Below are 21020 nucleotides of genomic sequence, written 5' to 3'. Positions count from 1 at the left end.
CTGCCAGACGAGCCAAGGCCAGTCGGAACCAGCCCAGGCTTCTCGCTCGCTGTCACGCATCAGGATGATGCAGATCAGCCAGCAGCCGTTTGGACCGCAGTTCGCAACCGTTACCGGTCACCACCACTTCGCCCAAACCGATGAACCGGCGATTATCCGGCTTTTCCGCTGCCACGTAAAGCCGATATTCCCCCTGCGACAGCACGCCCGGTGGCACCCGCGGACGCTGGCCGTGGCTGACGAGTGCAAACTGGCGCTCGTCGAGCACCAGCTCGGGTAGCTCGGCCAGCAGACCATCTGCCGGCCGCAACAGGGCTTCACGCTCGGACATGCCCATGGCCTCGAAGGACTCGATACTGATCGAGCCATCCAGCGTAAAACCGGCAGTACGGGTACGCCGGAGTCCCGTGAGGTATGCCCCGCAACCCAAAGCTCTGCCGATATCCTGAGCCAATACCCGGATATAAGTACCCTTGGAGCAATCGACATCAATCACCAGCTCCGGTGCGGCATAGCTGACCAGCGAAATACCGTAGATGGTGACCTGGCGCGGGGCGCGCTCGATTTCGACGCCTTCACGCGCGTATTCATACAGCGCCTTGCCGTCACGCTTGAGCGCCGAATGCATGGGAGGAATCTGACTGATCGGCCCCACAAATTGCCCGAGGACTGCCTCGATTTGCGACACATCCGCCGGCGCAGTACCCGTTTCGCGAATCTCGCCTTCGCCATCCAGCGTGGTCGACTCCTTGCCCAGACACAGCGTCGCCCGATAACCCTTGTCAGCATCCAGCATGCACTGCGCAAACTTGGTCGCCTCGCCAAAGCACAAGGGCAAGAGGCCGGTAGCAAAGGGATCCAGCACACCGGTATGCCCACCCTTCTCGGCCTGCAGCAACCAGCGCGCCTTCTGCAGCGCCTGATTGCTCGACCAGCCGTGCCCCTTGTCGAGCAGCAGCACGCCATCGATTTTGCGTTTTGCCATAGATCATCAGGTATACATCTGAGCACTTTTATTCACAAAGCACGCAGCAATATACCCTCACTCCTCGTCCGGTGCCTTGGGCAGACTAGCCGCCTGATTGATCAGACTTTCCAGCTGCATGCCACGCTCGACCGAATGGTCATACACGAAATGCAGTTCGGGCATCTTGAACAGCGTAATGCCGCGCGCCAGTTCGCTGCGCAGAAAACCCTTGGCCTGTTCAAGTTTGTCGGCAATTTCCGACTGGCCTTCCGCATCTCCGAGGAAGGTATAGAAAATCTTGGCATGCGAATAATCACGCGTGACTTCCACATCGGTCACAGTAATTAGGCTGGCCTTGGGGTGATCCAGTTCGCCACGGATCAGTTCGGCAATATCGCGCTGGATCTGCTGCGAGACACGATCCGCGCGGGAAAATGATTTTTTCGGCATAGATTTTATCCAAATGCAGGATGGGCAAAGGGGGAAGGAAGAAGGACCTGCGCCCTTCCTGCTTCCCCCTTCGTCCCGACCCTCGCGCAATTACAGGGTACGGGCCACTTCGATGATTTCGAACACTTCGAGCATGTCGCCTTCGGCGATGTCGTTGTAGTTCTTGATCTGCAGACCGCACTCGAAGCCAGCCTTGACTTCCTTCGCATCGTCCTTGAAGCGCTTGAGGCTTTCCAGTTCGCCCTGATGCACCACCACGTTGTTGCGCAGCAGACGCACACCGGCACCGCGCTTGACCACGCCTTCGTGCACCAGACAACCGGCGATCGAGCCCACCTTGGAAACGGTGAAGACCTGACGGATTTCGACCATACCAATGACCTGCTCGCGCTTCTCAGGAGCCAGCATACCCGACAGCGCAGCCTTCACGTCATCCACCGCATCGTAGATGATGTTGTAGTAACGCAGATCGACGCCCTCACCTTCGGCCAGCTTGCGTGCAGCCGAATCGGCGCGCACGTTGAAGCCGATGATGACCGCCTTGGAGGCCAGCGCCAGGTTGACGTCGGATTCGCTGATCGCACCAACGGCATTGTGCAGAATCTGCACGCGAACCTCTTCGGTCGACAGCTTTTGCAGGCTGCCGGCCAGCGCTTCGCTGGAGCCCTGAACGTCGGCCTTGATGATCACCGGCAGGTTCTGCACCTCGCCTTCGGTCATCTGGGCAAACATGTTTTCCAGCTTGGCCGCCTGCTGGCGAGCCAGCTTGACATCGCGGAACTTGCCCTGACGGAATAGCGCAATTTCACGCGCCTTCTTCTCGTCGGCCAGCACCATGGCGTCTTCGCCGGCACCCGGCACATCGGACAGACCCAAAATTTCAACCGGGATCGCCGGACCGGCTTCGTCGATCGGCTTGCCATTTTCGTCGAGCATTGCCCGCACACGACCATACACCTGGCCAGCCAGCAGCATGTCACCCTTCTTCAGCGTACCGGACTGCACCAGCAACGATGCAACCGGACCGCGCCCCTTGTCCAGACGGGCTTCGATGATGATGCCCTTGGCCGGCACATCGACCGGCGCCTTCAGTTCGAGCACTTCAGCCTGCAGCAAGATCGCGTCGAGCAGGTTGTCGATACCCTCACCCTTCTTGGCGGAAACATGCACGAACTGCGTATCACCACCCCAGTCTTCCGGCACCACTTCGTGACTTACCAACTCCTGGCGGATGCGCTCCGGATTGGCTTCCGGCTTGTCGATCTTGTTCACGGCCACCACCAGCGGCACACCGGCTGCCTTGGCATGGTGAATTGCCTCGATGGTTTGCGGCATCACGCCGTCATCGGCGGCCACCACCAGCACCACAATATCAGTCACCTTGGCACCACGAGCACGCATGGCGGTAAACGCCTCGTGACCCGGGGTGTCGAGGAAGGTAATCATGCCCTTCTCGGTTTCGACGTGGTAGGCACCGATATGCTGGGTAATGCCGCCGGCCTCACCCGCAGCAACCTTGGCACGGCGGATGTAATCCAGCAGCGAGGTCTTGCCGTGGTCAACGTGCCCCATGACGGTTACGACCGGCGCGCGGTCAACAGCCTCATGTTCAACGTCGCCTTCAGAGCCATCCAGATAGGTTTCCGGATCATCCAGTTTGGCCGCAATCGGGGTGTGACCCATCTCCTCCACGACAATCATCGCGGTTTCCTGGTCCAGCACCTGGTTGATGGTCACCATCATGCCCAGCTTCATCAGCGCCTTGACGACTTCAACGCCCTTCACGGACATCTTGTGCGCCAGATCGGCAACCGAGATAGTTTCCGGAATACTGATTTCCTTGATTTGCGGTTCGGTCGGAGCCTGGAAGCCGTGGGCATTGTCCTGCTGTTGCTGGCGCTTGCCTCCCTTCTTGCCGGATTTCCAGTCGCTGCCGGCATCACCACCACGTGTCTTGATACCCTTCTTGCCGCGACCGTCTTCCCAGTTGCTCTTGCCGTCCTTTTTGTCCTTGCGGTCAGTCGGCTTGGCGGTCGGCGCCGGCGCCGGAGCAGCCTTGACCGGCTCCGGTGCACGCATGGGCTTGTCGCTGGGCTTGCGCAGTTCGACACGCTGCCCGACACGTGGGCGGTTATCACCACCTGACGGCCGGGAGTCGGAATTGCTGCGGGTCGGCTCGACTCGTGGCGGATGACGCGGTGCAGGCGGCGCAGCCACGACCGCCGGCTCGGCAGCCTTGACTTCGACCGGAGCAGGCGCAGCCTCAACAACCGGCGCAGCCGCAACCGGCTCGGCAGCCACTTCGGCCACAACAGCCGGAGCCACCGGTTCGCTGCGCTGCTGCTTGGCACGCATTTCAGCCGCCTGGCGTTCACGCAACTCGTTCTGGCGGCGCGCCTCGGCTTCCCGGGCCGCCTGCTCGGACGGATCGATGACCGCAGCGGAAGCCTGAGCAAGCAGGGCCGAGGCCGCCGCCGGAGCCGCAGCCACCGGCTCAGGCGCCACCACTACACGCTTCTTGCGTGTTTCAACCGTAATGGTCTTGGCTTTGCCAGTCGCATCGGTTTTGCGGATTTCGCTGGTTTCCTTGCGGGCAAGCGTAATCTGTGCCTTGCCGGCACCGTGCTTCTGCTTCAGGTAATCCAGCAGACGGGCCTTGTCAGCCGCGGTCAGCAGATCACCCTCATTGCTCTTGTTAACACCGGCTGCACGCAGTTGCTCAAGGAGCTCCTGCGGCGGCATTTTCAATTCGGCGGCAAACTGGCTGACTTTCAATTCACTCATGCGTTATCTCCTTGCGCATCAGCGAACCAGTGCTCGCGCGCTTTCAAGATGAGTTGTCGGGCCGAGTCTTCGTCCATGCCGGTCATATCGGTCAATTCATCCACCGCGAGCTCGGCCAGATCATCTCGGGTGTGTATATCGTTTTCTGCAAGAGTGGCTGCCAGATCCGGGGTCATACCCTCCAGGGTTTTCAGATCTTCAGCCTGATGCTCCAGCTTCTCCTCGCGCACGATCGCCTGGGTCAGCAAGGCATCGCGAGCGCGGGCACGCAGCTCGTTGACGGTATCTTCGTCAAAAGCTTCGATTTCCAGCATTTCGTTGAGCGGCACGTAAGCCACTTCTTCCAGGGTGGTAAAGCCTTCCTGAACCAGCACATCGGCGACGTCTTCACCAATATCCAGCGCTGCCATGAACAGCTCGCGGATCTTGCTGAATTCTTCTTCGTGCTTCTGTTCGGCTTGCTCGACGGTCATGATATTGAGCTTCCAGCCGGTCAGCTCGGAAGCGAGCTTGACGTTCTGGCCGCCACGGCCAATTGCCATCGCCAGATTGGATTCGTCAACAACCACGTCCATGCTGTGGTTATCTTCATCGACGATAATCGAGTTGACCTCGGCCGGCGACAGTGCACCGATTACAAACTGGGCCGGATCATGCGACCACAGCACGATGTCGACACGTTCACCGGCAAGCTCATTGGTTACCGCGTTGACGCGGGTGCCACGCACACCGATACAGGTACCTTGCGGATCGACGCGCTGATCATTCGACTTGACGGCGATCTTGGCGCGCATACCGGGATCACGCGCCACCCCCTTGAGTTCGATGAAGCCGTTTTCGATCTCCGGCACTTCCAGCTCGAACAGCTTGGCCATGAAATCGGAGGCAGTACGCGAGAGAACCAGCATCGGGCCACGGCCCATGCGGTCGATGCGCAGCAGGAAGGCCTTGACGCGATCACCCACCCGCAGGTTTTCCTTCGGGATCATCTGGTCGCGCGGCAGTATGGCTTCCAGCTTGCCGATCTCGATGATCGCATTACCGCGTTCGATGCGCTTGATCACGCCCGAGACGATGTGCTCGCGACGCTGCAGGAAATCATTCAGATTCTGCTCGCGCTCGGCATCGCGGATTTTTTGCAGGATCACCTGCTTGGCGGATTGTGCGCCGATACGGCCAAAATCAACCGGCTCCAGCTCGACTTCCCAGACGTCACCTACCTTCAGATTGGCATCGTAGTCTGCCACATCGGTAATGGCGATCTGGCAGGCCGGCATTTCATGATCATCATCTTCCACCACCGCCCAGACACGGAATGCCTTGTGCTCGCCGGAATGACGATCAATGGAAACTCGTACTTCGGCTTCGTCTTCATTCAGACGCTTCTTGGTGGCGGACGCCAGAGCCAGCTCCAGAGCCCCGAACACCACGTCACGGTCTACGTTTTTTTCGTGCGCCAGTGCATCAACCAGCACGAGAATTTCACGATTCATTGCAACCCTTCCTCCGGTACGGCTACGCGCCGGGACAATGTCAGAACTGCGGCTCAAGCCGCACGCGATCAATCTGAGACTGCGGCAGACGCAGCTCTTCCTCATTCACCTGCACGACGACACAGTCATCCTGCAGCCCAATCAGTCGGCCAATTACATTGCGGCGCTTGTCTGGCAAGGGCAGGCGCAATTTCACCCGCACATGCTGGCCGGCAAAGCGGCTAAAGTCAGATGGTTTTTTCAGCACCCGATCAAGCCCTGGCGACGACACCTCCAGGCGCTCGTAGGCAACCTCCTCGACCATAAACAGGCGTGTCAGGTGATTGCTGACGGCAACACAGTCATCAATCGTCACCCCGCCGGGGTCCTTATCGATGAACAGGCGTACCATACCCCCCGCACCGATCTCAAGATCAACCAGCTCGTACCCCATACCGGGCAAGGTGGTTTCAACCAAACTTTGCAGACTGACTGCCATAACTCGCTTTCACGCACCACAAACAAAAAATGGGCTGCAAAACTGCGCCCATTCGACATTCGAAAAAAGGACAGCCCGCCACACACACTACCGGCGAGCTTTTGCGAATCATAACAGAAGTCTTCCCGCGAGAAAACTGCCAAGCCCCCCCGACCTGACCGGTCATCACCGCAACAGCGCGCGACAAGCGCTTGCACGGCCATATGGTGGTATAGGTACAATCCCGAAGATACTCGCAACCCGCCGGACCAGCGCCATGAACCTGCTGCCGTTTTTCAAGCTGATGGCCGAACGCAATGCGTCGGACCTGTTTCTTTCCGCCTTCTCCCCTATCGTCATCAAGATCCAGGGCGTATGCCATCCGGTCAACAATCAGGTACTCAACCCCGAACACGTGAAGCTGCTGGCCTACCAGCTGATGAATGAAGAACAGATCGCCCGCTTCGAGCAGGAATGGGAGATGAATTTCGCGCTGTCAGTACCTGGCACCGGCAGCTACCGGATCAATATTTTCAAGGCGCGCGGCAATATCGGCCTCGTGGCCCGCTACATCCGCATCAACGCCCCCACGGTTGAAGAACTGCGCATGCCGCCGGTACTCAAAGACCTGATCATGGAAAAGCGCGGCATCATCCTGCTGGTCGGCGCGACCGGCTCGGGCAAGTCCTCCACAGTGGCGGCGATGCTGAATTACCGCAATGAAAATCACGCCGGCCACATTCTCACCATTGAAGATCCGGTCGAATTCCTCCACCCGCACAAGAAGTCCATCTTCAACCAGCGCGAAGTCGGCATCGACACCCGCAGCTATTCCGAAGCCCTGAAGAACGCCATGCGCGAAGCCCCCAACGTGCTGATGATGGGCGAAATCCGCGACCGGGAAACGATGCTCTACGCAATGCAGTATGCCCAAGCCGGCCACCTGTGTGTCTCCACCCTGCACGCCAACAACAGCTATCACTCGCTGAGCCGTATCGTTAACTTCTTCCCGCAGGAAGCTCGAGAAGCCTTGCTCTACGATCTCTCCACCTCGCTGAAAGCGATCGTTTCGCAGCGCCTGGTCCGTAACAAGCAGGGCGTACTGGTTCCGGCCGTTGAAGTCATGCTCAACACCAACCGCATCGCCGAATTGATCCGCAACGGCGATCTGGCGGACATCAAGGACGCCATGGAGCAATCCCTATCCGAAGGCTCGCAGACCTTCGAACAATCGCTGTATCGACTCTACCGTTCCGGCGAAGTGGATCTCGATGAAGCGCTGCGCAATGCTGATTCTGCTACCAACCTCTCCTGGATGGTCAACAATTCGTCAACCGTCGAGGAACAGGAAAAGGCAGCCAGCAGCGGCAAGTCGACCACGCAGCAGCCACCGGAAAGCAACGAGCCTGAAGTCTCCTTCAACATGGAGCTGCACTGATGCTGCACCTGTACGGCATCAGCAATTGCGACACAGTTAAAAAGGCCAAGCGCTGGCTGGATGAACGGCAGGTTGCCTATCACTGGCACGACTTTAAAAAGTCGGAAATTTCCGCCGCTCAACTTCATGACTGGGCAGCACTTTGCGGATGGGGAACCCTGCTGAATCGCAAAGGAACAACCTGGAAAAAACTACCCCTGGTAGAACAGGCCGCAATTTGCGACACGGCCAGCGCCTGCGCGGCAATGGCCACTTACAGCTCCCTGATCAAGCGCCCGGTACTCCTACTGGCGGATGGAGACATCATCGTCGGCTTCAGCGAACACTTGTACCAGCAGCGACTTGGATCGACCGTATCACCCTGAAAGCCTTACGAATCATCAGCAACAGCGTAATACAGAGCAGGGTATTCTCAATGCAGAACAAGTATACCACCGCAGCAGCACATGCCATGCAGCAGCAGCCCCATCCGCGGACTGATTCGAAACCCGGATGCCCTGACTGCGGGGCGAGCAGCAATCAGATAGCCGATAATAAGCTACCCAGCCACCATATCGACTATGAATGCCACTGCAGCAACTGCGATTTCCGGTGGCGCCCGAACAGGGACGACTAGAAAAGCAAGGATTTACTCAAGAAGTACGCCAGAACGCCGATAAAGCGCTTAATATAGCAATTGTCAGGGCGCAAGCCCTGCATCTGGCACGATGGAGCCGACCATGAAAATCGACAGTCAGGGCAAGCCGCTGGCCCCTACACAGCTGCGCAGCGGCGAAACCAAGGCGGCAAACAGCAGCAAAAGCAGCGAATCTCCCACCATATCCGGGGAGAATGTGCAGCTGGGTGCCGGTGCGGCAGTGGGCCAGACCGAAAGCAGCTTTGACGCTGAAAAAGTTGCGGCGATTCGCCAGGCCATTGCCGAAGGCCGATTCCAGGTAAAGCCCGAAGCCATCGCCAACGGCCTGCTTGATAGCGTCAAGGAACTACTCGAGCGCTAGACCACACCGACTCGCGACCAACGCTAAATCAAAGTCATGCTTCAGGAACTATCGCAAGCCCTCACAGAAGAGCTGGCACTAATGCGCCAGCTCTGTCATTTGTTGCGTCAGGAACAGCAGGCCCTGACGGAACGCCGCCTCGACGATCTGAGCACACTGCTGGAAAACAAGGCTGCACTACTGAAAGCGCTGGATTCCGCCGGGCAGGCACGCCGGGCGTTTTTCAGCAGTGAACAGGTACTGGACAGCAGCGAAACAATCCGCAACTGGTTCAGCACCTACCAGCCTGCACTCCTGACGACCTGGGGGCAATTGATTGACTGCACACGCGAAGCCGATCTGCTCAACCGTACCAACGGCCAGTTGATCAGCAACCGCCAGGAAATTGAAGCACAATTTCTGCAGCAGCTACTCCAGACAGGTCAGCATGATGAAAGCGCAGCCTATTCAGCTGACGGCAAACTGAGCAATACCCCAGGCAGCGGCAGACACCGCGGTTCAGCCTGATCCCTGCCGGATTCACACCATCATCAGTCGAGCAAAAGCGTTCCACCCCCTTCGAAGCGACTGAGATAATACGACTGATTCATTGATTCAACCCGAACCTTTCCCCGGGAATTCGGCGCATGCACAAAGCGACCGTCACCAATATAAATCCCGACATGAGATTTCGGTTTGCCCAGGGTATTGAAAAATACCAGATCCCCCGGTCGCAATTGCTCTTTCGAGACGGCACGTGCCAATTCGGCGATCTGTGCTGCATTATGTGGCAACGCAATTCCCGCAGCCTGTCCGTAAACAAAACGAACCAAGCCACTACAATCGAGCCCCGCCTCCGGATTTGCCCCGCCAAAGGTGTAGCCAGTATCAATGAGTGCCAGCGCCTGAAGCACGACCTCCTGCCCCAGCGCCGAAGGCAACAGTACCGTTGACGCGGGCGCAGGCCCAGTTTTCTTGGGTGCACTGGAGCATGCCAGCAAGCTCATACACAGCACCACAGCCACACATCGCTTGAAACCACATATTGCCATTGCAAATCCGATCCGCTTATTCAAATTTGAACGCCACAAGGTAATACCGGCATATCGCCATGCACGCGCATAAATTGTTGCATCGCAACAGAAAATGTAGCAAAAGCCATTCCAACAACAGCAGGAAAAACATGATCAAGATCAATTTTTCCTTCGCCATCCTTGCTACGATTGAGCGTACATATTTACGAGGCATTACACCAAAACGGCGTGCTAATCTATGCCACGTAGATCAGGGATTTCACCTAGCCGAGCCTACCCTGCTCGACGAGGTACAGGTAGTCAAACAGACATTGCCACTAGGAGCATCATCATGAACGCACCGGAAACCACCCTCCAACTCGACGCCTGGCGCGGTTTCGCCAACGGAGACTGGCAAAAGCAAGTTGCAGTCCGCGACTTCATCCAGTTGAACTATACCCCGTACGAAGGCGATGACAGCTTTCTGGCCGGCCCGACCGAGCGGACGCAGAAGCAATGGGCGGTTCTCTCCGAGTTGCTGAAACAAGAACGCGCCAAGGGTGTTCTGGATGTTTCCGCCGATCGTGGCACCAGCATTGTTGCGCACGATGCAGGTTACATCGCCAAGGATCTGGAAGTCATCGTCGGCCTGCAGACCGATGCGCCGCTCAAGCGCGCCATTGTACCGAATGGCGGCCTGCGCATGGTGCAATCCGGCCTTGACGCCTATGGCTTCAAACTCGACCCGAAAGTTGAAGAGGCCTACAACCTCTACCGCAAAGATCACAATATGGGCGTTTTCGACGCCTATACCCCGGACATTCTGGCTTGCCGCAAGTCCGGCGTCATTACCGGTTTGCCTGATGCCTACGGCCGCGGCCGCATCATCGGCGACTATCGCCGTGTTGCGCTGTATGGCGTGGACTTCCTGATCAAGGCCAAAAAGGCAGAAAAGGCCGAACTGGATGACGTGGATTTCTCCGAAGACGTGATCCGTACCCGCGAAGAGCTGTCCGAGCAGATCAAGGCTCTGGCTGAGCTGAAAGAAATGGCCGCCAAGTACGGCTTCGATATCGGCCGTCCTGCCGCTACCGCGCAGGAAGCCGTCCAGTGGACATATTTCGGCTATCTCGCCGCCGTGAAAGAACAAAACGGCGCAGCAATGTCGATCGGCCGCATCTCCACCTTCCTCGACATCTATTTCGAGCGCGATCTGCAGGAAGGCCGCATCACCGAATCCGAAGCCCAGGAAATGATCGACCACCTGGTGATCAAGCTGCGCATCGTTCGCTTCCTGCGCACTCCGGAATATGACCAGCTGTTCTCCGGCGATCCGACCTGGGTAACCGAATCCATTGGCGGCATGGGTGAAGACGGTCGAACTCTGGTCTCCAAGACCAGCTTCCGTACCCTGTGGACCCTGTCCAACCTCGGTCCGGCTCCGGAACCGAACCTGACCGTCCTGTGGTCAACCAAGCTGCCGCGTGGTTTCAAAGATTTCTGCTCGAAGATGTCCATCGAAACCTCGGCCATCCAGTACGAATCCGACGACCTGATGCTGCCGCAATGGGGCGATGATTACGCAATTGCCTGCTGCGTTTCCGCGATGCGGGTTGGCAAGCAGATGCAGTTCTTCGGCGCCCGCTGCAACCTGGCCAAAGCTATGCTGTATGCGATCAACGGCGGTGTCGATGAGAAATCCGGCGCCATCGTCGCCAAGGGTTTCGAGCCGATCACCTCTGAATACCTGGAGTACGATGAGGTCGTGGCCAAGTTCGACAAGATGATGGATTGGCTGGCCAAGAATTATGTGAAGGCACTGAATGCCATTCACTACATGCACGACAAGTACCATTACGAACGCATCGAAATGGCACTGCATGACCGCGACATCCTGCGCACCATGGCATGCGGTATCGCGGGCCTGTCGGTCGCCGCTGACTCGCTGTCTGCCATCAAGTTTGCCCGGGTCAAGACTGTCCGTAACGAAGCCGGCATCGCCACCGATTTCGTGATTGAAGGCGATTACCCGGCCTTTGGCAACAATGATGACCGTGTCGACAGCATTGCCGTGTGGCTGACTGAAACCTTCATGAACAAGATCAAGCAGCACAAGACCTATCGCAACTCCATGCCGACCCAGTCCGTGCTGACCATTACCTCCAACGTTGTCTATGGCAAGAAGACCGGCAACACTCCGGATGGACGCCGTGCAGGCGAACCGTTCGCCCCGGGTGCCAACCCGATGAATGGCCGCGACAAGTCCGGTTTCGTCGCCGCTGGCGCCTCGGTAGCCAAGCTGCCCTATGACGCAGCGCTGGACGGCATCAGCTGGACCGCCTCGGCCACTCCGGATGCACTGGGGCACACACTGGCGGATCGCGTGAATAACCTGACCAACTGTCTGGACGGCTTCTGCGGCGCTTCGGGCTTCCACATCAACGTGAACGTGCTCAACCGCGACATGCTGATCGACGCCATGGAACACCCGGAAAACTATCCGCAGCTGACCATCCGTGTATCGGGTTATGCAGTGAACTTCATCAAGCTCACCCGCGAACAGCAGCTGGATGTGATCAACCGCACCTTCCACATGCACGCCTAAGCAGTTCCGCTGCATGCAACGGGCTAGCCAAGGCTAGCCCGTTTTTTCGTCCAGATCCGGCAAAGCCTCTACAATGACAAGCTACAGCACAATTTACAGACAGCCATGAGCGACCCCTCCAAACCACTCGGCGAGATTTTCCCGGCTACAGTTGACGACCAAGGGCATCTGGTCGGCTACATTCACTCTTTTGAAACCGGCGCGGCAGTTGACGGGCCCGGCATGCGCTTCGCGCTGTTCATGTCCGGCTGCCAGTTCCGCTGCCTTTACTGCCACAACCCGGACACCTGGAAAATCTACTCGGGACGGCAGATGCGCATTGATGATGTTGTCGCCGAAATTGGTAAATACGCCAAATTCCTGAAATTTGCCGGCGGCCTGACCATCACGGGCGGCGAGCCCCTCATGCAGGCTCATTTCGTCGGCGAAGTGTTTTACCGGGTCAAGAAACAGTGGGGGCTGCACACCGCGCTCGATACGCAAGGATTTCTGGCGGCACATCTGGACGACAGCTGGTTCGACAATGTCGACCTGGTGTTGCTGGACATCAAGCAGATGAACCCCGAGAAGTACGAACGCCTGACCAGCAAACCCCTGCAGCCCACCCTTGATTTCGCCCGGCGGCTGATCCGCCTGAAGAAAAAAATCTGGCTTCGCTATGTTCTGGTACCCGGCTGGTCAGATGATGAAGCGGACGTTGATGCCCTTGCCACCTTCCTCGCCGAACTCAATCGCGACGGCCCGGGGCTACTGGAACGCGTCGAAGTTCTGCCTTTCCACAAGATGGGCGAACATAAATGGGAGGAGCTGGGCATGAAGTACGAACTGACCGATACTCCGCCCCCCAGCCAGGAGGTCGTCGATCGTGTGCGCAGCCAGTTCAGCCACTACCTGCCTTACACACTCGTTTGCTAACACATAACAATGTATCTCGCTGCACCCTCTGAAAGTAATGGCTTAGCGACACATACCCATCACCACCTCACGGAACGGCTTAGCAAAGCAATCAGCAGCGCCATGACCGCCACAATCGCCATCGCCCAAGCCAGCGAAGAGGCGTGCGCAACAAAACCGAGCAGGGGTGGCCCAAGCAGTGCACCGATCGATCCCATGGTGGTTACCGCCGCCAGCGTGATCGCACCATGTCTTGCGGCTCCCTGATACACACAGGGAGACACCGCCGCCATCCCGAGCCCAGCCAGCGCGAATGCCAAGACCCCCGGCCAGAATCCCGCCAGACCGACCCCGAGCAGCAAGGCCAGGCCAGTCAGCAAGCCACCACCCAGCAGCAACTTGCGGGCACCAAACCGCAAGCGCCATGCATCACCGAACCAGCGTGAAATCAGCATCGTCGCCGAAAAGGCAGCAAGGCCGGTCACCGCTGCCCGCTCGCTGGCCCCGGCAACCTCTTTCAGATAGAGAGCAGTCCAGTCATTCATGGAACCCTCAACAATCGTGCCACAAAAAGCCAGCACACCGAATCCCAGTGCGGCACCGGCAGGCAAGGCGAAGCGCCTGCCCTGACTTCCCGGCTCCTCTGCCGCCGGCCTTGTCGGCAACAGCCCGCCTGCCGCATAGATCGCAGCGCTGATCAGCAATACAGCAGCCAGCACAAAATGCTGCCACAACAGCGGCGTGATGCTTTGCACCAGCCATGCGAGCAGGGCTGCAGAGAATAGTCCCAGGCTGAAAATGGCGTGCAACCGCGACATGACCATCCGGCCGGACTGCGCCTCAAGCTCCACGGCTTGCGTGTTCATGGCGACATTCAGACAGCTGGCCAATACCCCCTCAAATACCATGATGCTCACGCCAGCCGGGTAGTTGCTTACGCCCGCCAGCAACAGCAATACCAGCGGTAAACCGCCAGCTGCCAGCAGACAGGCTGTTCGTGTACCAAAGCGCTGCAAAATCCAGGCCGTCAACGGAAAAGAAAAAACCGCACCCAATCCAGATGCCAGCAAAAAAATTCCTACCTCGGCATCATTCATCTGCAGTTGCTGCTTGAGCGCCGGAATACGTGCCGCCCAAGTGCCGTAGTTGATCCCCAGCGCAAAAAACAGGGTGGCAATCGCCAGATGTGCCCGGCGAAAACGTGCAGCAGACAAAGACATGAACTTACTCGGCTATGGAAGGAGGGGAATTTGCCTGCGCATCGTCACCCGCCGGCAACAGCGCTGTCAAATCCGGACTGTCCGGTGCAGCACCTTTCTCCAGCAGATAGACAAAGGCCAGCAGCTCTGCAACAGCACGATAGAGTTGCGGAGGAATATGCTGGTCAAGATCCACCTGCAACAACAGTGATACCAGCTCGGGCGACTCATGCACGAACACGCCGGCCTCTTTCGCCTTATCGATGATTTTCTCGGCCAGCAGTCCACGCCCTTTGGCAGCGACCCGTGGCGCACCACTTCCTTCGGCGTAGGCGAGCGCCACCGCCTGCAGCCGGTCAGCCTGCCGCTGCACCTTTTTCATCCGTCCTCCTCGGCTGATTCGCTCGCGCTCAGCTGCGCCTGCACCAAAGGCAAACCAGCGGCGGCAAAACGGCCAGCCAGCTGTGGCAATGCGACAGCGAACTCACTACGGCCAGCCTCATCGGGGATCACAATGCGCACACTGAACTCCCCCTGATGCATTCGCGTCAGCACCGTCAAGGATCCAAGCCTGGGCAGTTGCAGATCCATCCGGCTCTGCCATATTCGTGCATCATCGGCGGAAGCCCCATCCGGGCTGCGGGCATCCCGCTCCCAGTTCAAGGTCCATTCCAGAGGCTGACCAGCCCATGCCTGCCCTTGCCAAACCAGGGGGCGCTGTTCGAGCAAGGCCAACTGCTGCTGCACCATCTGCCGCAAACTGGCGGCCTGCGCATCAGCAAGCTGCGCCCCCCTGCCCTGAGGATCAGTCATCGGAATACGTCCGTCTTCGGGACCGGCAGCGGTTGGAGCTGCCTGCTGGCTCTGCCGCACAACCGGCTCCGACGCATCGTGCATGGTCTTGCCGGCGGGGGGATGATTCGCCGCAGAGCCAACGGCCTCCTTGCTCCAGTTGCTTTGGGGCTCCGCCAGCAATTGCGGCAAACTGCGAGTACCCGTCACCCACTCGGCCTGATGAGACTCATAGAACAGACCACTCTCTCCGAGACGGGCCGCAAGCTGACGTGCGAGCTGTGGTATATCCGGCTGCTCGTCGGCGATCAAGGGAGCTCCTGCGGTTGGAACCGCGGCTTTATCAGGCGGTGCAAACTGTTCAAGCAATGCCGCGAGGCGTTGGCCAGTTTGACTGAGCGCGACCGGAAGGGCTTGCCCTTCCACGGCCGCACCACCAGAGAGGGCAAACCGTATTCTTGGAGAAGCCTCTAGAACAGTGAGTTCCAGCTTACTACCTGGCTGGGTATTGCGGGGCAGATTCATGTCGAGCAGCTGATCCTTGACCAGCACGGCAAATCGGCCATTGGGCAGCACATCCTGCACGATCGCCTGCACACGCTCCCCGACCGTGAGCAGCAGCTTTCCTACGGATTCAGGGCGCAGCGTATCAACCAAGCCCTCCTGAACTCGGAGGTAATTCTGCACGAGACTGACAGGAGTTGAACCAGGCAGCATCACGAACTCCGCAGGCAATCAGCCATGACGCGGCAGATGGTACAGGGACACGATCAGCTCTGCCTCGCCGCGTGCCAGGCCACACTCGCGCTGGATTTCCTCAACACCAGCACCAGCCGTCACCATGCGTATCGCCTGCTGATAGGGGCTGGTATCGGACTGGGAATCGGGCAAGCTGGTGGCCCCATCATCCAAGGCGTGGTTCTGTACCAGTTGAACCGCGGATAGGCGCAGGGATTGGTTGGCCAGGTCTTGTTCAAGCACGGCAATTCGCTCCGCCAAGAGGCCGATTTCTGTGCGTTGCCGGGACAGCTGGCGAAACTGCAGCGCGAACAGCACCATCACGACAAGTAGCACAACAACAGGAACAATCAGCCATAGCGGTTGCACGGTGCGCCTCTCTCTGTGACCAGGCAGCTCAGCCGCCGTATGTACGCAGTAATTTGCCCTGGTTGTTGAGGCCCTGCAATTCAAGCGCCAGATTTGCTCGGCGACCGGCCAGTACAGGATGCAGCCCCGCAAATGCTTGCTGCAACGCATTCGCCATTTCAGTCCAGCACATCAATTGCGATGCATCAAGCTCATTCACAGCCACGTAAGGCAGGGTGTCCATGCCATGCTGCAAAGCAGGCAGCAAGGGCATCAGCGAATCCCAGTCTTCTGCTCCCGCCAAATCCCGAGCAGCAGTCAGCCCCCGCAACAGCAGAGCGTACTGCTCATGAATCAGGCGGAAATCAGACTCGTCCATGCTGGATGGCCTCAACCTGCGCCGAAGACTGATGGCGAGCATCGAATGGGATACTCTCCCAAGCCTCACGCAAATCCTTCAGCAAGATCAGGATCTGATCGAGTGAATCCAGCCGGTTATGCAAATTGGCCTCAAGGAGCACATGGCTCATGTATTCATACAGTGCATCCAGATTATCCGCGAGCTCCCCGCCTGTTTCGCGATCCAGGCTGAGGCGCAGGCCATCCTCAATAATGGCAATCGCTTTGGAAATGGCAGCCCCTTTTTCCGCGATTGAACCATTCTCCATGAACATCCTGGCCAGCGTCACGGACTGTATCGCTCCGTCATACAACAAAATAATAAGGCGATGCGGTGACGCGGCCGCAACATCGGCATCGAGACTCTGCGCGCCATAAGCCGCCATTGCTTTTTTATTGATCATGGTACTCATGTTTTGCCCTTAGGAGGACGACAGCCCAGGCAATGCTGCCAGTTGCTGGCTGAGCGCATTACTCTGGCTCTGCATGGAGGTCAACAAACCATCAAGAGCCACGAATTCGGCTCGGTAGCGTTTTTCGATGATCCCCATTCGCAGTTCGAAACGCTGTTGCTGATCCTGAACACTGCGAATGCTCTTGTTTAGCGATTCCAGTTTCACGCCAATGGCGCCTTTGCCATCCACCATTTTGGCAATGGTCTGATCCAGCTGATAAGCGAAACCTTGCGAAACTTCAACCGCACCACGGCTGCCGGTAGATCCACCGGAAACAGTAACCTTGAAGCCGGCGTCGGTGTACAACTTCTGTCCATCACCCTTCAGGGCAATCCCATTCAGGGTACCAGCGGCATCGACGCCATCAGTAGCCGTACCGCCGGTCAACCCCAGATCTGCGTGCGCACTTGCTACGTTGACTTTCGATTCATCACCGTATTTCTGCGAAGAGATGACCAGCTGATTGGAAGCATCCAGCGAAACCTCTACCTTGCTGGATTTGGCCGTAAGGCTGCTATGCGAGTTGATTCTGGTCTGCAATTCAGCGGCGAGTTGCGCTGGCGTATAGGTGCCCTCGGTAAGATCAATCCCGATTGCAGTGCCATCAACCGACAAGGAAAGCGACTTGTTGCTGCCAGTAATCACCACAGAGCCTGCCAAGCCTGAGGCTGCAGCAAACTTCCCCTGTGTCGCGAGCTGGGACACATTCAGTTCATAGTTGCCCGCATCCAGACCCTTACCAAGCGATTCGATTTTGACAAACTTGTCATCAATGCGACCATTTGAAGCAAAAAGGCTGGTGACCCCATCCGGATCTGCCGCCATGGCAGCCGCCAGTTTGCTCTCATCAAGTTTCATGACGCCAGTTCGATCAAAACTGATTCCGACCTGGGCCAGTGCCTTGACATCCCCCCCCGTGTAAGGAAGTGCCTGATTCATCACTGCACGCAACTCTGCTTCGATCAAGCGGGGAAGACTCTCGCCGTTCAATACCTGGGCATCGTTAGACTGGCCAGGCTTCTGGTTCTCGGTCGAAGCCTTGGTCAGATCCCGCATGGTTTTGACCAGTTCGTTATAGGCTTTGACCATGGCTTGTAGCGGGGCACTGATCGAAGCCGCACTCTTGTTGACCTCCACCTTTGCAGCACTGGTGGTTTCCTTCAGCAGTGTCAGCGTCAAGCCGTCGACCGCGTCACTGACCACATTGCTTGATTTAGTGATCGCAATACCATCGACCTTGAACACGGCATCCTTGGCAGCCTGATTCTGCGTCATGGAGCCGACGGGAGCCGGCACAGGCGGATCGCCCGGAACAGGAGCAGGGGTCGTGGCAGATGGATCATAAGCAAGCACGGAGAGTCCGCTGTTATCCGTATTGGTCGGCGCGCTGCCCGTCTCGGCCACGGTAATCCGCATTGCATTCTTGCTGCCTGTTTCTGTAGACGACAGGGCAAGACGATAACCCGTACCATCATTCACAATACTGGCCGTCACACCAGCTCCGGCCTTATTGATGGCATCACGGACGCCGGCCAAAGAATTGTTGCTGGCATCAATAGTAATATTGAGAGAAGTGCGCTCCGGATTCAGGGCAAAGCCGCCAGTGCCGTGCGTGCCAAAATCGATGGTCAGCGTACCAGTACCCACTTCATCGGTCAGTTTGCTGAATACCGCACTGGTGGCCAGTTTTTGCGAAGTCGCTAGCTGAGTGACTTCAATATTGTATTTGCCAGCTTGTGCCGCAGCACCCGCAGCCACCTTGACAGCAGTATCATCGGACGTAGTGGCGGAGGTAGAGCCCTGATAACTCGCTTGGCTATTCAGTTTTGCCAAGGATGTCTGAAACGCCCCGAGTGCCCCCTTGATCGTGCCATAGGCACTCAGCTTCGCTTTGAGCGACGTTTCCTTGACGAGCATTTTTTGCGCAGGCAGACGCTCGGCGTTCATCAACTGGGATACCAGCGAATTCACATCGATACCGCCACTACCACTAATCGCGCCAGCCATGGCTCCACTCCTTACAAATCAGCGGCTGATCAAGCCTTGTCACGTACCAGCAGACCCTGCAAGCGGTCAATCGCTTTCGCGATCTGCAGCGCTTCCTCGGTCGGAATTTGTCGCAGAACTTCTTTCGAAGTGGTGTCAATCACACGAACTACCGGCGTGCTGGTATCGCTGTCGGTAGAGAATTCGACACCCACATTCTGATTGAACGACTTGATCGTTTCGTTGATCTTTTTAACCGCTTCCGCAACCTCATTGCTGCGCTCGGCTTGCTGAACCGCCGGAACTGCATCACGCGCCACCGACACGGCATCACTCACCTTCACGCCAGCACTTTGTGTGGACGCCTGTCTGAGCTGTTCTTCAGCACGCGGCAAGCCTGCCGAGTTGGCTGAACCCAAGGAATTGATCTGCATGATCGGATCTCCTTTGCGCAAGTGCCCCGAAGCGACTGCTCCGGGGCACTCCTAGTTTACTCGATACTCAGATCCGGGGTTAGCCACGCAGCAGTGTCAGCACCTGCTGCGGCAGTGCGTTGGCTTGCGCCAGCATCGCCGTACCAGCCTGTTGCAGCACCTGCGACTTGGCCAGATTTGCCGTTTCGGCCGCGTAGTCGGTATCGCGGATACGACTGCGGGAAGCCGACAGGTTCTGTGACGTCGTTGCCAGATTCTGGATAGTCGTTTCGAAGCGATTCTGGATTGCACCGTAGTTGGCACGGATGCTATCGATATTACCCAGCGCGGCGTCGACAACCCGGATTGCCATGGCGGCATCTTGCGCTGTACCGACACTGATCGTATTTACTGTATTGGTCGCATCCGAATTAGTACCCAAGAAATTGGCATTGGCTGCACCAGCGAGGCTGAAGCCATTGGTCGCATCCAATGTCACCGTACCCTGGGCTTCTGCGCCAAAAGTCAGGCCAGTAGTAGCCAGGCCTGCAGCCGAGTAGGTGATATGACCACTCGCCAAGCGAGTCCCGGTAGTCAGGGTGGCGACTTGAGTGGAAGACACGGCGATTGAATTGCCATTGCCGTTTTGCAGTTCAATCGATTTGCCATCATCACCGACCTTTGCGGTCACACCGGTTTCGGATGAGCGCTTGTTGATTTCGCTTACAGCCTGAGTGAAATCTTCAGCCGCATCCAGACCGGCGCCGAGATTGAACGTTACGTTAACAGCTGTACTATTGTTCGACTTCAGGCTGATGGTATTGGAGCCAGAAGATGTAAAAGTAAGCTTGGCAAAGGTCTGCGCCGATGCAGTAACGCCGGTAATTTCAGATTTCGAGTTAATCTTGTCCGCTAGGTCCTTGGCACTATCAAGCGAACCCACTGTCAGCGAAGCCGAAGTCAAACCATTGATAACTAGAGTACCGTTGGTCAACTTGGTACCACCAGTAGTAGTGGTCAATGCTACCGCGGCCAAGGCCGACGTCGCGAGAGTATTCAAACCATATTTACTGGTACGAACGTCGGAAGTAGAAACATTGATGGTCTGATAGGCATTAGCGCCAACCTGAAAGTCCAGCGAACCGTTCGACCCGTCAAGCAGATTCAGACCGTTGAAATTGGTTGAACCGGCGATCCGATCCAGTTCAGTCACCAGATTCGACACTTCCGCCTGCAAAGCCTGGCGATCGCTACCCGAATTGGAGCCGTTTGCCGACTGCACAGCCAGTTGACGGATCCGTTGCAGAATGTCGCCCGAACTTTGCAGGGCACCTTCGGCAGTTTGCGCCAGCGAAATACCATCATTGGCATTGCGACGAGCTTGATCCAGACCATTGATCTGACTCGACATCCGATCAGAAATGGCCAGACCAGCCGCATCATCCTTGGCGCTGTTAATGCGCATGCCTGACGACAGGCGCTGCATTGCGGTAGCCATACCGCTATTGGTCTTGGCCAACGTGTTTTGCGAGTTCAGCGACGGAACATTGGTTTGAATAACTTGCATGATCTTCTCCTAGATGTCAGAAGCAATCAGTCAGGCCCCGAAACC

Annotated in this window: 21 protein-coding genes; 6 read left to right on the top strand and 15 right to left on the bottom strand. The window is 57.4% G+C overall.

Going from position 1 to position 21020, the window contains the following annotated elements; translation table 11 throughout:
• Nucleotides 1-52 precede the first annotated feature (52 nt).
• From truB to rimP, 5 genes are all read right to left on the bottom strand, one after another.
• The gene (gene truB / locus INR99_RS05725) at nucleotides 53-985 is read right to left on the bottom strand and encodes a tRNA pseudouridine(55) synthase TruB (RefSeq protein WP_194115361.1); all 933 of its coding nucleotides are present in this window, start codon (nucleotides 983-985) and stop codon (nucleotides 53-55) included.
• A 57-nt stretch (nucleotides 986-1042) separates the two neighbouring features.
• The gene (rbfA, locus tag INR99_RS05720; RefSeq protein ID WP_194115360.1) at nucleotides 1043-1417 is read right to left on the bottom strand and encodes a 30S ribosome-binding factor RbfA; all 375 of its coding nucleotides are present in this window, start codon (nucleotides 1415-1417) and stop codon (nucleotides 1043-1045) included.
• A gap of 90 nt (nucleotides 1418-1507) precedes the next feature.
• The gene (infB, locus tag INR99_RS05715) at nucleotides 1508-4201 is read right to left on the bottom strand and encodes a translation initiation factor IF-2 (RefSeq protein WP_194115359.1); all 2694 of its coding nucleotides are present in this window, start codon (nucleotides 4199-4201) and stop codon (nucleotides 1508-1510) included.
• The gene (nusA, locus tag INR99_RS05710; protein ID WP_194115358.1) at nucleotides 4198-5694 is read right to left on the bottom strand and encodes a transcription termination factor NusA; all 1497 of its coding nucleotides are present in this window, start codon (nucleotides 5692-5694) and stop codon (nucleotides 4198-4200) included. The genes infB and nusA overlap by 4 nt, the downstream gene beginning before the upstream one ends.
• 40 nt (nucleotides 5695-5734) lie before the next feature.
• Complete coding sequence (gene rimP / locus INR99_RS05705; protein ID WP_194115357.1) at nucleotides 5735-6172, bottom strand: ribosome maturation factor RimP; 438 nt, start codon at nucleotides 6170-6172, stop codon at nucleotides 5735-5737.
• A gap of 256 nt (nucleotides 6173-6428) precedes the next feature.
• Here rimP and INR99_RS05700 point away from each other — a divergent pair, with 256 nt between their 5' ends.
• From INR99_RS05700 to INR99_RS05685, 4 genes are all read left to right on the top strand, one after another.
• Nucleotides 6429-7589 carry a PilT/PilU family type 4a pilus ATPase gene (locus INR99_RS05700; RefSeq protein WP_194115356.1) on the top strand — a complete coding sequence of 387 codons (1161 nt, stop codon included), beginning with the start codon at nucleotides 6429-6431 and terminating at the stop codon, nucleotides 7587-7589.
• Entirely contained in the window at nucleotides 7589-7954 is a 366-nt protein-coding gene (locus tag INR99_RS05695; RefSeq protein ID WP_194115355.1) for an ArsC family reductase, read from the top strand. The genes INR99_RS05700 and INR99_RS05695 overlap by 1 nt, the downstream gene beginning before the upstream one ends.
• 354 nt (nucleotides 7955-8308) lie before the next feature.
• Entirely contained in the window at nucleotides 8309-8587 is a 279-nt protein-coding gene (gene flgM / locus INR99_RS05690) for a flagellar biosynthesis anti-sigma factor FlgM (protein ID WP_228098095.1), read from the top strand.
• 36 nt (nucleotides 8588-8623) lie between these two features.
• Nucleotides 8624-9094, top strand: a complete 471-nt coding sequence (locus INR99_RS05685; protein WP_194115353.1) for a flagella synthesis protein FlgN — start codon at nucleotides 8624-8626, stop codon at nucleotides 9092-9094.
• 23 nt (nucleotides 9095-9117) lie between these two features.
• Here INR99_RS05685 and INR99_RS05680 read toward each other — a convergent pair whose 3' ends face one another.
• Nucleotides 9118-9573 (bottom strand): C40 family peptidase, encoded by a 456-nt coding sequence (locus INR99_RS05680; protein WP_228098094.1) that lies wholly within the window; start codon nucleotides 9571-9573, stop codon nucleotides 9118-9120.
• A 358-nt stretch (nucleotides 9574-9931) separates the two neighbouring features.
• Here INR99_RS05680 and pflB point away from each other — a divergent pair, with 358 nt between their 5' ends.
• Together pflB and pflA are read left to right on the top strand one after the other, a co-directional pair.
• Nucleotides 9932-12184: a formate C-acetyltransferase gene (pflB, locus tag INR99_RS05675; protein ID WP_194115352.1), complete on the top strand. Its 2253-nt coding sequence runs from the start codon at nucleotides 9932-9934 to the stop codon at nucleotides 12182-12184.
• Between the two features lie 105 nt (nucleotides 12185-12289).
• Complete coding sequence (gene pflA / locus INR99_RS05670) at nucleotides 12290-13099, top strand: pyruvate formate-lyase-activating protein (protein WP_194115351.1); 810 nt, start codon at nucleotides 12290-12292, stop codon at nucleotides 13097-13099.
• Nucleotides 13100-13158: 59 nt separating this feature from the next.
• Here the strand turns inward: pflA and INR99_RS05665 are convergent, their stop codons facing one another.
• The 9 genes from INR99_RS05665 to INR99_RS17775 all read right to left on the bottom strand — a co-directional run bounded on the left by INR99_RS05665 (nucleotide 13159) and on the right by INR99_RS17775 (nucleotide 20975).
• The gene (locus INR99_RS05665; protein ID WP_194115350.1) at nucleotides 13159-14298 is read right to left on the bottom strand and encodes an MFS transporter; all 1140 of its coding nucleotides are present in this window, start codon (nucleotides 14296-14298) and stop codon (nucleotides 13159-13161) included.
• Nucleotides 14299-14302: 4 nt separating this feature from the next.
• Nucleotides 14303-14659 carry an EscU/YscU/HrcU family type III secretion system export apparatus switch protein gene (locus tag INR99_RS05660; RefSeq protein ID WP_194115349.1) on the bottom strand — a complete coding sequence of 119 codons (357 nt, stop codon included), beginning with the start codon at nucleotides 14657-14659 and terminating at the stop codon, nucleotides 14303-14305.
• On the bottom strand, nucleotides 14656-15786 hold the full coding sequence (fliK, locus tag INR99_RS05655) for a flagellar hook-length control protein FliK (protein ID WP_194115348.1): 1131 nt from the start codon (nucleotides 15784-15786) through the stop codon (nucleotides 14656-14658). Before fliK ends, INR99_RS05660 begins: the two co-directional genes overlap by 4 nt.
• Nucleotides 15787-15804: 18 nt before the next feature.
• Entirely contained in the window at nucleotides 15805-16176 is a 372-nt protein-coding gene (locus INR99_RS05650; RefSeq protein ID WP_194115347.1) for a DUF2802 domain-containing protein, read from the bottom strand.
• A gap of 28 nt (nucleotides 16177-16204) precedes the next feature.
• Nucleotides 16205-16429, bottom strand: coding sequence for a hypothetical protein (locus tag INR99_RS05645; protein WP_228098093.1), 225 nt, complete (start codon nucleotides 16427-16429; stop codon nucleotides 16205-16207).
• Between the two features lie 91 nt (nucleotides 16430-16520).
• Nucleotides 16521-16967 (bottom strand): flagellar export chaperone FliS, encoded by a 447-nt coding sequence (gene fliS / locus INR99_RS05640; protein ID WP_228098092.1) that lies wholly within the window; start codon nucleotides 16965-16967, stop codon nucleotides 16521-16523.
• Between the two features lie 9 nt (nucleotides 16968-16976).
• The gene (gene fliD / locus INR99_RS05635; RefSeq protein ID WP_194115345.1) at nucleotides 16977-19016 is read right to left on the bottom strand and encodes a flagellar filament capping protein FliD; all 2040 of its coding nucleotides are present in this window, start codon (nucleotides 19014-19016) and stop codon (nucleotides 16977-16979) included.
• A 29-nt stretch (nucleotides 19017-19045) separates the two neighbouring features.
• Nucleotides 19046-19429, bottom strand: coding sequence for a flagellar protein FlaG (locus tag INR99_RS05630; protein ID WP_194115344.1), 384 nt, complete (start codon nucleotides 19427-19429; stop codon nucleotides 19046-19048).
• Nucleotides 19430-19508: 79 nt separating this feature from the next.
• Nucleotides 19509-20975 carry a flagellin N-terminal helical domain-containing protein gene (locus tag INR99_RS17775; RefSeq protein WP_308431447.1) on the bottom strand — a complete coding sequence of 489 codons (1467 nt, stop codon included), beginning with the start codon at nucleotides 20973-20975 and terminating at the stop codon, nucleotides 19509-19511.
• Nucleotides 20976-21020: the final 45 nt, after the last annotated feature.

The sequence above is a fragment of the Chitinilyticum piscinae genome (assembly GCF_015223195.1).
In the GTDB taxonomy this organism is placed as follows: domain Bacteria; phylum Pseudomonadota; class Gammaproteobacteria; order Burkholderiales; family Chitinibacteraceae; genus Chitinilyticum; species Chitinilyticum piscinae.
Note: the sequence above shows the minus strand (reverse complement) of the source record. Positions and strands in the feature narration are given on the sequence as shown.